This is a genomic window from Mangrovimonas sp. TPBH4 (assembly GCF_001280505.1).
GTDB lineage: Bacteria > Bacteroidota > Bacteroidia > Flavobacteriales > Flavobacteriaceae > Mangrovimonas_A.
Genome location: NZ_LBIO01000060.1, coordinates 1 through 15692, shown reverse-complemented (window position 1 = coordinate 15692; position 15692 = coordinate 1). Strand labels below are relative to the sequence as shown.

Genomic DNA, 15692 nt, shown 5'->3' with positions numbered 1-15692 from the left:
CATGAAAACATATATCTCACTAATATTTGCTTGTTTACTTATAGTTTCTTGTAGTACCGACAGCGGTGTTTCCTCTCAAGATTCCGGATTTACAGAGTCAGGTCAAGGAGGCTCCTTGGCCAGATTTATTGTAAAAGGTGACTACCTTTATACGGTAGACCTCTACGGTTTACACGTTTTTAATATTACCAACCTTTCCAATCCGGTAGAGGTCAATTCCGTCCCTATTGGTTTTAACATTGAAACCCTATTTGCCTATCAGGACTACTTATATATAGGTTCTAGAAACGGTATGTATATTTACAGTGTACAGAATCCTGAGCTACCGGAATACCTTTCGGATGTCCAGCATTTTACGGCTTGTGATCCAGTAGTTGCCAATGACACCCATGCCTTTGTGACGCTTCATGCCGACATTGGTTGTGGCAACACCATTAACGTATTGGAAATATATGATGTTACGGATATTGTAAATCCAGTGCTTATTTCTTCTAGAAATTTAACCCAACCAATCGGTTTAGGGCTTTACGGCGACTATTTATTTGTATGCGATGATGAAGTCAAGATCTTTGATGTGTCTGATCCTGAAAATTCAACCTTAGTGAATTCCATCAACAGAAATGCTTTTGACGTTATCATTCATCAAGATCTGCTTATTTTAATAGGTGAAAATGGTTTATATCAATACAGTTTAAATTCCACCGATATTCAAGACATCACAGAATTGAGTTCAATAAACATCTAAAACTTCATTTGCTTCGTATATACCAATAGCTCCACCAAAACTGGGGCTATTGGCATAAAATAAAGCTTTACATCAACAGAAATTATTATATTGCCCCCCGATTAACTATAAGTAATTTAATCTAGCTCAAATGAATATTTTAAAAACTGTATTTTTTTCCTCAATTTTCCTATTAAGTTTTTCCACAACACAAGCCCAAGAATCTAGCAACGATGACCAACTTTCACTAAACTCTGGTACTATTGACAACCAGTTTGAGTACGTGATTCAAAAATCAAACAATTATCAAGATTACAAGGTAATTAAAAGAGCGTGGCTCTACACGTTAAAGTCACACACCTTGGATTCGTTGAAAGCCGTACATAAAGATTTGGCAGATACTCAAGTTGTAGTAGACTCACAAGCCGTGGAAATAGCTAGTTTAAAAAGCAATCTAACCAACACTCAAGAAACCTTGGATGCTACAAATCTTGAAAAAGACAGTATGTCTCTTTTTGGAATCCAAATGAGTAAAGGAAATTACAGTACCCTTTTATGGAGCATTATTGGTGGGCTTTTTGCTTTCTTATTGTTCTTTATCTATAAATTCAACAACAGTAATGCCGTGACCAAGCAGGCCAAACAAGCGTTAGCTGAAACTGAAGAAGAATTTGAAGAGCACCGTCGCAATGCCTTGGAGCGCGAGCAAAAAGTAAGACGTCAATTACAGGACGAAATCAACAAACAAAAGAACGGCTAATTACTGCCTCTTACAATACTCAAAGCCTCTGTATCTTCTGCAGGGGCTTTTCTTTTTCACATGATTGGGCATATGCTAAAAAAGTGCAAAGCCTTATGACCAAGTGCTTACTTTTTCACATCTTTGCAGTTCATAATTTTGATCATGCGTATAGATATCATCACTGTATTACCAGAATTGCTCAAAAGTCCTTTTGAAGCTTCCATACTAAAACGAGCCATAGAAGCCAATTTGGTGGAAGTTCATTTTCACAACTTGAGAGATTACACATCCGACAATTACAAAACAGTAGATGATTATCAATTTGGTGGCGGTGCAGGCATGGTAATGCTCATTGAGCCCATAGATAAGTGCATTACCAAACTACAATCGGAACGCGATTACGACGAGATTATCTATATGACGCCAGATGGTGAACGCTTAAAACAAGGCATTGCCAACCAATTGTCCCTAAAGGGGAACATCATCATTTTATGTGGACATTACAAAGGCGTGGACCAACGCGTACGCGACAAATTTATAACCAAGGAAATTTCTATTGGGGACTATGTACTCTCTGGAGGTGAATTGGGTGCAGCGGTACTTTGCGATGCCGTGATAAGATTGATCCCTGGCGTACTTGGAAACGAGACCTCTGCCCTAACCGATTCTTTCCAGGATAATCTGTTGGCCCCACCTATCTATACAAGGCCAAGAAGTTACCAAGGCATGGATGTCCCTGAAATATTGTTCAGTGGTAATTTCCCAGAAATCGAAAAATGGCGTGAAGAGCAAGCGTATCTTAGAACCAAGGAACGTCGCCCGGATTTGCTAGACGACTAGTTTTCATGTAAAAAAACTTTACTTTTCGTTGTAAATAATTAATTATTCACTATTTTTGCAGCCAATTTCAGATTAACCTCTGGCGATATCCGTGAATGTTGGTTTGGACATAACCATTTAAATTAAAAAGAAATGAATTCTTTAGTAAAATTTGTACAAGACGAATTTGTAACAAAAAAAGATTTCCCTGAGTTTGGAGCTGGTGATACTATCACTGTTTACTACGAAATTAAAGAGGGTGCTAAAACACGTACACAGTTCTTTAAAGGTGTTGTATTGCAACGTAAAGGTTCTGGAAGCTCTGAGACTTTCACCATCAGAAAAATGTCTGGAACAATTGGTGTAGAGCGTATTTTCCCAATTAACTTGCCGGCGCTTCAAAAAATTGAAGTTAACAAAAGAGGTAAAGTTAGACGTGCAAGAATCTTCTACTTTAGAGGTCTTACAGGTAAGAAAGCTAGAATTAAAGAGGTTAGAAAATAATTTTTTAATCTACTTACAATACAAAGCCTTGAATTTTCAAGGCTTTTTTTATGAACTGATGTGAACAACTCAAGTTGATTACAAGTTATCAACTAGAGATCTAATCTCTTTGAAATCAGTACTTTTTGTCGTATATTAGTATAACGTTTTAATAACAGCTTTTTGGTTGGTTTCAAATGGTTTAAATTTGAATTTATATGAAACGTATAAAGACAACGTTCTTTATAAATTGTTTTTCGAGGTTTTTATAAACCATGATATTTTAAAAAGTACTGAATGTGCAAACAGTCAATAACTAGTAAAATTGAAAGTTTCCAAAGGAAACAAAAGCGAAAGTGATTGTTTAGGTAGGAAACAATGTATAATCCTTTTATAGTTATACATCAAGAAAAACAATTGAAACATTTATTAACACGGCAATACATTTTGAAAGTTAGTAAGTGTTTCATTGAAACAGTGAAACTTGAATTGAAAAGGACGATGAGAGCGTGAGTTCTAGTCGGCTGATTTAACAGTATGTTAATTAGGTCACGCAGTAACTGTTTCAGAAAGCCATGTCAAGGTAGTTAATCTACAATGATATGGCTTTTGTTTTTATTCATTTTTGTAATCCAACCGCGTTAAATAGTTATACAAAATTTCTCCTCGCTTTACGGTAAGCAGAAGTCTATAATCGTTGTAATTTCTTGGCATTTCAATATCCACCTTTTGGGAGCTCCCTACACTGTTAATGGTTAAAAAATCGCCTTTGGAATTGGTTTTTACCAACGACCACTCAAATTCCGAAGGGTGATCACCTTCATCTGGAACGTGCCAACCTAAACTGTCATCATATTCCATAGCACTATAAGTGAAATCATATCCAGGAGTTAAAATTTTATAGGGTTTTAAAACTTTTACTGTTGGTGCTTTTTGGGAATTTGCATTTAAACTGGTATAGCTAACATAGTCAAAATACTCCTTTTTAAATCCTCCCATTCTATCAACCAAACCATCAAAGGTAACTCTGTTCACCTCAAATCTATCCTGCCATTCCGAAAGGCAAACTGAGGTTTCCTTAGGTTTTAATCTCATTAGACTTTTAACCTCGATATCAGAAATTAAGAAATCCATATCATTCTCTGCCAAATAATTGGTCATGGGTGCATAATAGTCGCTATTTACCACATGTAACCCAATCATAAAATCACTTCGGAGTTCCTGTTCAAGTTTTTCCAAACTTCTGAGACCTTCATTATTAACAGTAACCGTCACAGAAAGTGGCCGATCGGGATCAACAGTATTTATTTCTGAAATCAATTCATCCAACCAATTCAAATAGGCTTTATTCTGAAAAAACTGCTCTTCTATTCCATAAACACCTTTTTGGTACTTTAAAATATCATTTTCGATAGCCCAAGAAACAACATGGCTATTTTCTTTTCTTTCTTGAATTTTCTCAATAATATGTTTTTTTAAATTTTTAGTGGCCAATGAATCCTTCAGGAAATCAATCTGTTCCGGAATAAAAAAGCTATAGACAACATTTAAATCATATTCACTGGAAATATTTAGCAAATTGTAATCATATGTGTCATTCTCCATGAACTTGATGGTATTGATACCCAGAGCTTTCATTTCGGCGAAATCCTCTTCCAGCCTTTCCCTAGTTAAAACATGGTAGTCCGTTTTCCAGTTTTGTCCCTTCTTAATATTAACCCCTTGGGAGGTATTTAACATAAAATCTCTATTGCTATTCTCCTCATTGGAATGCTTTAAATTCAATTTGTTTAGACCAGTTGTACCAAGCTTTACATCCAAGGTATTTCTGGGTTTAAAATGCTTATAGGCAACCTTACTCCCCTTTATACTCCAATCAAAAGTTTCATTGGCTTCATATCCTTCAGGGTGATTGTCATCGAGACTTGAATTAAAAAACACAATGGCCTTTATTTCGTCAAACTCTCCTCTCAGACAACGAAATGCACTATTGATCCACCTGCGCTTATTCTCTTCACTTCCCAAAGAGCCAAATTCTGAAATCATGACAGGTTTATCACAAACTTCTTCAAGTTCCATATGGAAAGGATCAAACATCATCTTGAAACTTTTCGATTCGTCAGAAATAGAATCCACATCATAATTTAACACGTTTACCCCCACCCAATCCACATAATGATCTCCGGGATAAAACGCTTTGATGTTGTCTGCCTTCCAAGGATTCCATACCCAAATGACATTGCTAGCATAAGCTTCCATAAATTTAAGATATACATGTCTCCATGCCCTTTTATACTCTTCGGCTGCTTTCTCCCCATCATTATACCAAGGATAAAAGGGATTGTCAAACTCGTGTGCAAATCGTAAATACACGGGATGTTTAAGTTCTCGCAATTTCACTGCAAATTGGGAAATATAGGAATCAAATTCGCCTTCATTAATTAGTTGAAATACGTTTTTCTCTTGAAGACTATCCTTTTCAAACGTATGAATCCATGGTTCCCAAGTAATCATAGGAATGGCGTTTTGGGTATAAATGGAATCTAAATAGGATTGTGAAATGTCTGTTTCCTTTTTATCCCATGCCACATAAAAGGATATAATATCCAAAGTCGAACCAAGCTCTGCAGAAAACTGAGACGCCTCCTCAAGTTCGGTAAATCCAGTATCTTTTTTCGGAACAAAAGCCCCCAACATTTTATAAGGTTCCTTTTCAGTTTGAATGGTAGCACTAAAACCTCTAAGCTTTATCCGTTCACTTTGAAAAAGTAGAAAACCACTTGCCAAAACCAAAAGCATCATCACCGGAACTGCAGTTTTTTGCCAGATACTGAAGATTTTTGAATTGAATCTAGAAATTAAACTTTGGTCTTGAGCTTTCCGCTTTACGCTTCCTCCATAGGCAAAGGCCAAGGTATAGAACATATCAAAGGCATTGTAAAGCGCATAACAAGACATAAAAATTGAGAATGGGGTAAAATCTCTTTGTAGCCCATAGATAATTGCAATTATTGACAGAGCACCAAAAATTAAATTTGGTAAAACAAGTCTGAAATTTGTTTTGGATGAATTTGATTTAGGCGTAGCTATGTACGGTACTTTTTTTCTAATTAAGGTATATACGGTCCCCAGTATATATACCCACCAAGCTGAATGCATCAATAAACCTGCAATAAAATGCACTCCCCTTTCCTCTCGTTTCACAAGCCACTTTTGAACGTACATTCTAATTCCTATAAGGCTACAGATAACAGGAAGAGTAATGAACCCAAAATTATAGATGTTGCCTTTCCATGGTGAGGTACTGAAGAAAAGAGCCCAAATTGGAATCAGCATACAAAATAGATAGATAAAGCCTGTTAAATAATGAAGCGGCAAAATGCCAAAGTGTAATTTTTGCCTCCAGGTAAATTTTGAAAACAATTTGGGATACACACTAACAAGTAGCTCAAAAGTACCTCGGGCCCATTTCAACTGCTGCTTATAATAGGCTTCAAGACTGCTAGGCACCAAACCTTTGGTAAGCATTTTTGGCAAATACACCGATTTCCATCCTTTAGCATAAAGCTGCATACTAGTATGCATATCTTCCGATAATCCCGTTGCATGACCTCCAATAGAATCCAGAGCTTCACGCCTAAACACACAATTGGCTCCAATGGCATTCACGGTGCCATAAGAGTTCATGGTCATCATTAGGGGGCCATAAAAAAGATAGGTCTGCTCGGCAGCTCCTTTTGCTACCAAGGATTCATCTTGATTGTAATAACCTTGTACAGTTTGTACAAAACCAATCTCTTCATCTTCAAAATAAGGCAGTGTTTCTGCAATAAAGTTAGATTCAGGAATATGATCTGGATCCAAAATGATACAAATATCGCCCGTCGCCTGTTTTAAGGCATTATTAATATTTCCGGCCTTAGCATCTTTTCTATTATCTCTTGTAACATGAATGATGCCATGTGCTTGGCAAAATGCTTTTAATCGAGTATTTCCCTCCTCATCGCATAAATAAGTTGTATGTGGCACTTCCATATTACATATTGCCAAAAGAGTTTTCTCAACCATTTCAATGGGCTCTCCAGGGCAGAAGGTGGTAAAAACATCGACATGAAAGCCCTTTGTCAATTTTGGTTTTTCCGGAACCGATAAATCCCAATAATGGTACCATATGTAAATGATCCTGAAAACATCAAATAGAATCACACAGGTAAGCAATACGAACAAAAATTTGTTTTCAACCAAATCTGGTTTAAAAAACCAATACAAAAAATTAAGAATGCTGATTACCCCTATAACAATCAATAGCCTTAGGTTACGTTTTTCTTTTTTATTTGGAGCTTCAATTTGCATATTAATCCTTCTTTAAGACAAAAAATGGAATATTGGCCGTTGCAAAATTTTTATGGTCATCATATACATATGCCATTAATCTATATGCCCCTTCTTCTTCAGGAGCTTGGAATTGGATTTTTGACATTTTATTTATGGGAATAGTATCCTTGACCAGTAAATTAATTTCATGTTTAGAAGAAGTTCCAAAACCTACCCCTTCCTTCAGAACTTCCCATTTAAAGGTATATTTTGAACTAAATCCTTCTAACTTTAACTCAGCATCCAAGGTATCCTTAGGATTATATAGCTGCAGATCTGAATCTACTTTTTCATTCAAAAGGAATTTGGTAATATATGGAGCATCTTCTTCAGACTTTTCACCACTCCAGACCTCTTTTAAAGCATAATACACATTGGACTTGCGTCCCTCTTCATCAATGATATTGAACCAGGTTGGGGTGCCTTCATATTTGTCTCCCCAATAAAATGCAATACTCCCCACCCCCTTTCTATCTGCATCGATATAAGAAAGATATTGTTCTTTATACAGTTCCGCCTTTTCCACACTAGTTGGTTCATATATTTTATTCCAAAGAGAATTTTTTTTATATTCCCAGGGTCCATGTATCCCCCACTCACTTATATAGTAGGGCAAAGGATTAGTCACTAGATTAAGTTGCGTTTGATTTCGATGTAAGTCCCTTAAATTCCCAAACATGTTATAACTAATTATGTCCAAGGATGTATTAAAATGAATTGACAACACTTGTGTTCTGGAAGCTCCAGCCACTGTAGTTCCCACTGGGTGATTGGAATCGATTTTATGGATTTGATCCACCATTACATTAAATGCATCTATAAATTCATTATTCCCGAAATTAAATGGAAACATGAGCTCATTTCCCAAATTCCACATCAATAATGCAGGATGGTCTTTATGCTCCATGACATAGTCCCTAATCCTAGTTTTCATCAATTCAATTTTAGAGTTATCTTCATACGCCCACGCATATCGATTATAATCTGGCAACGGGATATCCAAAATAACAGCTATGTCATATTTTAATGCTTCATCTAGTATCTTAGCAGTATTAATTGTATCATACAATCGTAATGTATTACCCCCTGCCTCGGAAAGCTCTTTGAAATAAGGTTTACCTCCTGCTCCTTTGATATAAAATGGCCTCCCGTTTCTAATAATTTCATAGCCTTTTTCAGTCTCAATAATCCTCACCGTCGCATTTTCGTCCATAATATGTCTACTGGGCTGATTGACATATAAAAACGTCGACAACATAAGAATTACCAATACAATGGAAACTGAAAGGCGCTTCATACAAGAAATTATTTTAAACATTGAAAATCAGAAACATAAAATACTTTTGAAATGAAATTTTAAATGTATCAAATCTTAAAGAGCCTTTTTAAATATATCTGATAAACGTCAAATAAAACAGATTAATGGATAATCCTCAAACTTTACTTACTTTCGCTACAAAAGAACTTCAAAGTGTATGAGCGTGGTTGACCAGGTATTCAAAAACAAAGATTTCGGGAACACTCCACTTCCAAAGGGTGAATATGACAATTGTATTTTCGATAATTGCAATTTTTCTGAAGGAGATATTTCTAATATTTCCTTCATGGAATGTGAGTTTATAAACTGTAATTTAAGCAACGTAAACATGGCTCATACGTCTCTAAAAGAAATTTCCTTTACAGGCTGCAAACTCACGGGAGCACAATTTCATAAGTGTGATCCCTTTTTGCTAAATTTCACCCCCAGCAACTGCCAACTGAACTTTGCATCCTTTTATAATTTAAATTTAAAAGGCATTCAATTTATGGATTGTAATCTTCAAAATTGCGATTTCACTCAAGCCGACCTTTCAAAAGCGGTGTTCCATAATTGTGATCTAAAAAACAGTCAGTTTGACCAAACCAATTTAAAAGGCACTGATTTTAGAACCTCATTCAATTACAATTTCAATCCCGAACACAATCAGCTAAAAGGGGCCAAATTCTCAAAAGATCAGGTGTTGGGATTACTTTCTCATTTAGGGATTAAAATAGATTAAAGTTAGTACGAAAAATAGTTGAGTTTATTTGAATTTTCCTTAAAAATTCCCTTTCATTTCTTTAGCAAAACCTATGATATTTTCAAATTGTCAACCTATTGTTACTCTACCGTAAATAACTTGTTGATTTTTGTATATTTGCAAGGCTTTGAAAAAAGCGCGTTTTAAATTAATTAAAATACAAACCTTAAATGTCAAACAATCCTACAATATTTTATACAAAAACTGACGAAGCTCCTGCATTAGCTACACAGTCATTTTTACCAATAGTTAAGGCGTTTACAAAATCGTCAGGAATTAATATAGAAACCAAGGACATCTCATTGGCCGGCAGAATTTTGGCAACTTTTCCAGAAGCATTAACCGAAGACCAAAAAGTTGAAGATGCTTTGGCAAAATTAGGAGAGCTTGTAAAGTTACCTGAAACCAATATCATTAAACTTCCAAACATCAGTGCCTCCATTCCTCAGCTGAAAGGAGCCATTTCAGAATTGCAAAGTCAAGGATTCAATATTCCAAATTATCCAGACGAACCAAAATCTGATGAAGAAAAAACCATCAAGTCTAAATATGACAAGATCAAGGGAAGTGCTGTAAATCCAGTATTGCGTGAAGGAAATTCTGATAGACGCGCACCAAAAGCAGTTAAAAACTATGCTAAAAAAAACCCGCACTCTATGGGTGCTTGGTCGGAGGACTCTAAGTCGCATGTAGCCACTATGGACCATGGTGATTTTGCTCACAATGAAAAATCGGTAACCTTAGATCATGCTACTTCTGTAAAAATTGTTCATACAGATGCTAATGGAAATGAAACCATTTTAAAAGATAGCTTCCCTATTTTGGAAGGTGAAATCATCGACGCTTCTGTAATGAGCAAAAAGGCGCTTTTGGAGTTTTTGGAAGCTCAAATTGCAGATGCTAAAGATCAAAACATTCTATTCTCTTTACATATGAAAGCAACCATGATGAAGGTGTCAGATCCTATCATCTTTGGTCATGCTGTGAAAGTATACTTCAAGGAAGTATTCAGCAAACATGCTGAAACATTTAAATCTATTGGAGTTGATGCCAACAACGGACTTGGAAACCTATTAGCTAAATTGGAAGAACTTCCGGAAGACAAACGTAAAGAAGTGGAAGCCGATATCAATGCTGTAATTTCAAACAGTGCTGATTTGGCTATGGTAAATAGTGACAAAGGTATTACTAACCTTCACGTACCAAGTGATATCATCATCGATGCCTCTATGCCTGCCATGATCCGTACTTCTGGACAAATGTGGAATGCTAAAGGTGAGCAGCAAGACACCAAAGCAGTAATTCCAGACAGCAGTTATGCAGGTGTCTACACAGCAACTATCGATTTCTGTAAAGAACACGGAGCGTTCGATCCAACTACTATGGGAACTGTTCCTAACGTAGGTTTAATGGCTCAAAAAGCTGAAGAATATGGATCTCATGACAAAACATTTGAAATCACTGCAAACGGAACTGTAAGCGTTATTGATGCAGAAGGAAATACCTTAATTCAACACAACGTTGAAGCTGGAGATATCTGGAGAATGTGTCAAGTTAAAGACGCGCCTATCCAAGACTGGGTAAAATTGGCCGTGACGAGAGCTAGAGCTTCTCAAACACCTGCCGTATTCTGGTTGGATGAAAACAGAGCACACGATGCTGAATTGATCAAAAAGGTAAATACATACTTGCCAAACCACGATACCGACGGATTGGATTTAAGAATCCTTTCTCCTATCGAAGCAACTAAGTTTACATTGGAGCGCATGAAAAATGGTGAAGACACCATTTCTGTTTCAGGTAATGTATTGCGTGATTACCTAACAGACCTTTTCCCTATCTTGGAATTGGGAACCAGTGCCAAAATGCTATCTATCGTACCATTGATGAATGGTGGTGGATTGTTCGAAACTGGAGCTGGTGGATCTGCCCCGAAGCACGTAGAGCAATTATTGGAAGAAAACCACTTGCGTTGGGATTCTCTTGGAGAGTTCTTGGCTTTGGCAGTTTCTTTTGAGCATATGGCCGTTACCCAAAACCATCCTAAAGCGCAAGTTTTGGCCGACACTTTGGATAACGCTACAGAAAAACTGTTGGAAAACAAAAAAGGACCTTCCAGAAAAGTTAACGAACTTGACAACAGAGGAAGTCATTTTTACTTGGCTATGTACTGGGCACAAGCTTTGGCTGCTCAAACTACTGATGCCGATTTGCAAGCAGTATTCGCACCTATAGCGCAAACTTTAACCGACAACGAAACGAATATTGTTTCCGAGCTTAACGAAGTTCAAGGACAGGCTGTATCAATTGGTGGCTATTACGAACCAAGCTTCGAATTGGCAAGCGAGGTGATGCGTCCTAGCGCAACCTTCAACAATATTATCAATTCATTGTAATTGTTATCATACACACAAAAAAAGGCTTCTTAACGGAGGCCTTTTTTTATACCCTTTCTTTTCTATTTGGGCGTTCCCTTTTTTAACAAAAAGGGCGTGCTGTCCACTATATCTTTTGCAAAAGTCTTTGCAAAAGGATACCGCTACCATCACTAACGCAATTAAAATTACGTATTTTTGAACCATGGAATTTATCAAGATAACAGAACAAGATTCAAATTATAACAACCTAGAGTCAATGAGTCTTTCTGACCTATTGGCTAACATCAATGCCGAAGACAAAACCGTTCCTTTAGCTGTTGAAAAAGCCTTACCACAAATTGAAGCTTTGGTCTCACAAATTGTTGCCAAACTTAAAGAAGGAGGCCGTCTTTTTTATATTGGAGCTGGAACTAGTGGCAGACTAGGTATTTTAGATGCTTCGGAATGCCCTCCTACTTTTGGAGTCCCACATGATTTGGTCATCGGACTTATTGCTGGAGGTGATTCCGCCATTAGAAAGGCTGTTGAATTTGCCGAAGACTCCACAACCCAGGCTTGGGAAGATTTATCCCAATACGAGATTTCCTCAAAGGATGTGGTCGTAGGTATTGCTGCATCCGGAACCACACCTTACGTAATTTCAGGTTTGGAGCAATGCAATCAACATAACATTATTACAGGCTGTATTACTTGTAACCAACAAAGTCCTATATCCAAAACAGCACAATTCCCTATTGAAGTTATTGTAGGACCAGAATTTGTAACGGGAAGTTCCAGAATGAAAGCAGGTACTGCTCAAAAATTGGTCCTTAATATGATAACCACCAGTACCATGATTCAATTAGGCCGTATAAAGGGAAATAAAATGGTCGACATGCAATTGAGTAACGACAAGTTAGTCAATAGAGGAACCAGAATGCTAATGGAAGAACTCCAAATATCCGAAGACAAAGCTCAGGAATTATTGAACAAATATAAAAATGTCCGTACCGCAATAGAAAATTACAACCATGGAAACTGAAACCAAACGCACCAATAAAACGATTTTAATAAAAGGTATCAAAACAATGGCATTGTCACTTATTTGCATGTTTGCTGGCCCTACCCTTTTGTATATCGCTTTTAGCAATACTGAAAAACCTTTATACATTCCCATTTTGCTAGCGGCACTCTTTATATGTGGTTTGGCCATATACTTTGCTTTTAAAGGACTTAAAACTATTATGGATAGTATGTTTCAAAAACAAAATTGATTAGCCCAATTTCCAAATAAAAATCCCGAACCATATGGTTCGGGATTTTTTGTTTAGTATTTATTTCGTTTGAAAATTCTAACGCTTCAGGGTAAAATGGGCTTTAAACTCTTTGCTCTGTCCCGTCGATGGCTCTACGTACTCCACAACAAACCAATAATCGCTGCTCGGCATCGCTGCCCCGTTGTACGTTCCGTCCCATCCATCGCCCGATGGAGAGATCTGCTTCAATAGCTTTCCTTGCCTGTCGAAGATAAAGATTTTGGTAGCTGATTGCTCACTGAACCCTACGATGTTCCAGGTGTCGTTGTAACCGTCACCATTAGGAGTAATGTATAATGGGTAATCCATCACCGTTACCCTAGTACTAGCCTCTCCACAACCCAATATATCTCGGGCCGTTACCACATGCTCGCCCCATGGCACGTCCTCGAACACACCGTTATCCTGCCATGGCCCATCGTCCAGACTGTACTCATAGCTGCTGTCACCGCTGGCCGTGGCCACCACGATATGGTTGTCAGCAAAGGCCTCGGTCACCACCTCGGCAACGATTGTCGGCGGTGCGCTCTCGATCACCTCAGTGGTGTCCGTGCGCTCGCACATGGTCACCGTAGAGGTGGACACGTCGATCACCGTTACACTGTAGATTCCTGCTTCTGTCGGTTCATAGCTGCCGCCAGTGGCCCCCGCAATCTCCTGGCCGTTGAAGTACCAGATGAACAGATAATCAGGCTCGGTAAGCCCCGTCTCCAGTACCGGTGGGTCTATCGCCTCGGTCCCGTTGGTGTCCAAACACAGCACATAGCTGTCATATAGGTCGAACACCGGCTGTGGGTTCACCTGAAGGGTCAGCTCCGCAACCGCGTAGCAGATCGAGTCCGGTGTGGTATCGTTGTCCACACGGGCATAGATCACCTGTGGGTTCGTTACGTTCTCATAAAGGGTCGGCAATGGGCTTGTCCCCGCTTCGGCATCCGCCTCGCTGGCATAGTAGCTCACCGTATAGTTTGCTGGGTCCTGTCCGTCCAACAGCTCCGCATCCATCACAGACAGGTCGAACTGTACGCTGTCGTTGGTCGGGTCTCCGTCCACTTCCATATTGTCGTCGCAAAGCTCATAGAGGATGGCCTCCATGTCCGGGTTGGCCTCCGCCGCTTCCTGTACCTCCACATAGAAGCTCTGGGTACTGATCGAACAGCCGGTCTCCAGGTTGGTGATCGCCACAAAGATCTGCTGTGGGTTCACCGTATTGGTGAACGGGCTTACAAGGTCGTTGTTCCCGTTGTCCGCATCCACCTGCGATACGTGGTAGCTCACCCCGTAGAGCGCAGGGTCCTGTCCTCCGAGCACCTCCTCGTCCTTCTCCGAAAGGTCGAAGGCATAGGCCCCGTCCGTGTTGTTCTCACAGGCCACGATGTCCGTTACGGCAACCGCCTCCGGAAGTGGGTTCACCAAGATGTCAAAGGTCACGACCGTGTAGCAGTCCGTAATGTCGTTGGCAACGCGCACATAGATGGTCTGTGGGCTGGCCATGTTCGCATAGGCCGTTGGGTCAGGGATCGCTCCGGTCCCCTGCTCAGCATCGAAAAGGCTCTCGTGGTAACTGGCAGATACACCGGCCTCACCGTTGATGATATAGGTCTCGTTCTCCGTTAGGTCGAACAGCTCCACCTCGTCTCCCGTGTTCTCGTCGTCGCACAGTTCGATGTCCGATGGGTCCTGGCTAGGCGTCGGGTTCGGCAACACGCGGATCGTCAGTGTCGTCTGGTCCGTACAGCCCGTGTCCGTATCGGTCACCACCACAAACAGGGTCTGCGGGTTGGCTGCTATTCCATTTACCGAGGTATTGGTATAGGCCGTTGGGTCGGGGATCGCATTGGTCCCCGCATCGGCATCCACCTGGGTCTCGTAGTAGCTCACGCTCCAGCTGCCCTCGTTGCCCGTGATCTCCCCGTCCTTAACGGTAAGGTCGAACACCGTCAGCTCATCGGCCACCTCGTCGTCGCACAATTGCAGGGGCGTTGGCTGTACCGCTACCGGTGGCAGTTCCACGCGGATCTCGAACTCGCCAGTGCTCACACAGCCGTTGTCTAGGCTCTCTACCCTTACATATACGGTCTGTGGGTTGGTCTGGTTCACATAGCCCCATGGATTGGCGATCGGTGCCGCCCCGGACTCCGCATCCGCCATGGTAAGGTGGTAGCTAAGGTCGAACTGCGCCGGGTCCTGTGCACCGAGGATCTCCGCGTCCATACCGGTAAGGTCGAAGCTCGCATAGCCGTCCGCATTCGTGTCGCAGATCACATAGTCCTCGATGGCCGTCGGCACTACCGGCGATGGCAGCACGTTCAGCTGTAGGCCTACCACGCTGTGGCAGCCCGTGAGCATGTTCTCCGCCCTGGCATATACCACTTGGGCATTGGCCACAATATTGTCGTAGGGGCTCAAGAGCTCGTTGTCCCCGCTCTCGGCGTCCCCCTGGGTCTCATGGTAGGTGATGGCAATGTCCAGCTCCCCGTTGATGATCTCCTGGGTGCGCTCCTCCAAATCGAAGCTCGCATAGCCGTCGTTGTCGCCATCGCACTCCTCCAACGGGGCCGGGTCCGCCTCCGGTGACGGGACAGGGTTCACCCTAAGGTCCAGTATCACCGTGCTGTAGCAGCCAGTGTTGCTGTTCTCCGCCCTTACAAAGATCGTCTGTGGATTGGCCACGTTGGTATAGGGGCTCACAAGGGCATTGTCACCGCTCTGCGCATCCGCCATCGTAAGGTGGTAGCTCAGTGCGATCCCCACCTGTCCGCCAAGGATCCCTGCCGTACTGTCCTCCAGCACAAAGGATTCCTGCTCGTCGCCCGG

The 15692-nt window shown here is 40.4% G+C and carries 11 protein-coding genes; 8 read left to right on the top strand and 3 right to left on the bottom strand.

Annotated features, from left to right (window positions below; all coding sequences use genetic code 11):
* Position 1: 1 nt before the first annotated feature.
* From ZA05_RS15355 to rplS, 4 genes are all read left to right on the top strand, one after another.
* Positions 2 to 745, top strand: a complete 744-nt coding sequence (locus ZA05_RS15355; protein WP_053992573.1) for an LVIVD repeat-containing protein — start codon at positions 2 to 4, stop codon at positions 743 to 745.
* Between the two features lie 130 nt (positions 746 to 875).
* On the top strand, positions 876 to 1484 hold the full coding sequence (locus ZA05_RS15350; RefSeq protein ID WP_053992572.1) for a hypothetical protein: 609 nt from the start codon (positions 876 to 878) through the stop codon (positions 1482 to 1484).
* Between the two features lie 144 nt (positions 1485 to 1628).
* Positions 1629 to 2306 (top strand): tRNA (guanosine(37)-N1)-methyltransferase TrmD, encoded by a 678-nt coding sequence (gene trmD / locus ZA05_RS15345; RefSeq protein WP_053992571.1) that lies wholly within the window; start codon positions 1629 to 1631, stop codon positions 2304 to 2306.
* Positions 2307 to 2438: 132 nt separating this feature from the next.
* Positions 2439 to 2789: a 50S ribosomal protein L19 gene (rplS, locus tag ZA05_RS15340; protein ID WP_053992570.1), complete on the top strand. Its 351-nt coding sequence runs from the start codon at positions 2439 to 2441 to the stop codon at positions 2787 to 2789.
* A gap of 594 nt (positions 2790 to 3383) precedes the next feature.
* Here the strand turns inward: rplS and ZA05_RS15335 are convergent.
* Both ZA05_RS15335 and ZA05_RS15330 read right to left on the bottom strand, forming a co-directional pair.
* Positions 3384 to 7121, bottom strand: a complete 3738-nt coding sequence (locus tag ZA05_RS15335) for a glycosyltransferase (protein WP_053992569.1) — start codon at positions 7119 to 7121, stop codon at positions 3384 to 3386.
* Position 7122: 1 nt separating this feature from the next.
* The gene (locus ZA05_RS15330) at positions 7123 to 8439 is read right to left on the bottom strand and encodes a glycoside hydrolase family 2 TIM barrel-domain containing protein (protein ID WP_053992568.1); all 1317 of its coding nucleotides are present in this window, start codon (positions 8437 to 8439) and stop codon (positions 7123 to 7125) included.
* A gap of 178 nt (positions 8440 to 8617) precedes the next feature.
* Between ZA05_RS15330 and ZA05_RS15325 the strand changes: the two genes are divergently transcribed.
* From ZA05_RS15325 to ZA05_RS15305, 4 genes are all read left to right on the top strand, one after another.
* Entirely contained in the window at positions 8618 to 9181 is a 564-nt protein-coding gene (locus ZA05_RS15325) for a pentapeptide repeat-containing protein (RefSeq protein WP_053992567.1), read from the top strand.
* Between the two features lie 191 nt (positions 9182 to 9372).
* Positions 9373 to 11598, top strand: coding sequence for an NADP-dependent isocitrate dehydrogenase (locus ZA05_RS15320; RefSeq protein ID WP_053992566.1), 2226 nt, complete (start codon positions 9373 to 9375; stop codon positions 11596 to 11598).
* A 184-nt stretch (positions 11599 to 11782) separates the two neighbouring features.
* Positions 11783 to 12601, top strand: coding sequence for an N-acetylmuramic acid 6-phosphate etherase (murQ, locus tag ZA05_RS15310; protein WP_053992564.1), 819 nt, complete (start codon positions 11783 to 11785; stop codon positions 12599 to 12601).
* Positions 12591 to 12833, top strand: coding sequence for a DUF6095 family protein (locus ZA05_RS15305; protein ID WP_053992563.1), 243 nt, complete (start codon positions 12591 to 12593; stop codon positions 12831 to 12833). The genes murQ and ZA05_RS15305 overlap by 11 nt, the downstream gene beginning before the upstream one ends.
* A gap of 78 nt (positions 12834 to 12911) precedes the next feature.
* Here the strand turns inward: ZA05_RS15305 and ZA05_RS15300 are convergent.
* A partial coding sequence (locus ZA05_RS15300; protein ID WP_157514727.1) for a T9SS type B sorting domain-containing protein occupies positions 12912 to 15692 on the bottom strand: 2781 nt, incomplete at its 5' end.

What these genes read in the sequence shown, in the direction of transcription:
- ZA05_RS15355 (WP_053992573.1), top strand. Translation starts at nt 2, where the DNA reads ATGAAAACATATATCTCACTAATATTTGCTTGTTTACTTATAGTTTCT.
- ZA05_RS15350 (WP_053992572.1), top strand. Translation starts at nt 876, where the DNA reads ATGAATATTTTAAAAACTGTATTTTTTTCCTCAATTTTCCTATTAAGT.
- trmD (WP_053992571.1), top strand. Translation starts at nt 1,629, where the DNA reads ATGCGTATAGATATCATCACTGTATTACCAGAATTGCTCAAAAGTCCT.
- rplS (WP_053992570.1), top strand. Translation starts at nt 2,439, where the DNA reads ATGAATTCTTTAGTAAAATTTGTACAAGACGAATTTGTAACAAAAAAA.
- ZA05_RS15335 (WP_053992569.1), bottom strand. Translation starts at nt 7,121, where the DNA reads ATGCAAATTGAAGCTCCAAATAAAAAAGAAAAACGTAACCTAAGGCTA.
- ZA05_RS15330 (WP_053992568.1), bottom strand. Translation starts at nt 8,439, where the DNA reads ATGAAGCGCCTTTCAGTTTCCATTGTATTGGTAATTCTTATGTTGTCG.
- ZA05_RS15325 (WP_053992567.1), top strand. Translation starts at nt 8,618, where the DNA reads ATGAGCGTGGTTGACCAGGTATTCAAAAACAAAGATTTCGGGAACACT.
- ZA05_RS15320 (WP_053992566.1), top strand. Translation starts at nt 9,373, where the DNA reads ATGTCAAACAATCCTACAATATTTTATACAAAAACTGACGAAGCTCCT.
- murQ (WP_053992564.1), top strand. Translation starts at nt 11,783, where the DNA reads ATGGAATTTATCAAGATAACAGAACAAGATTCAAATTATAACAACCTA.
- ZA05_RS15305 (WP_053992563.1), top strand. Translation starts at nt 12,591, where the DNA reads ATGGAAACTGAAACCAAACGCACCAATAAAACGATTTTAATAAAAGGT.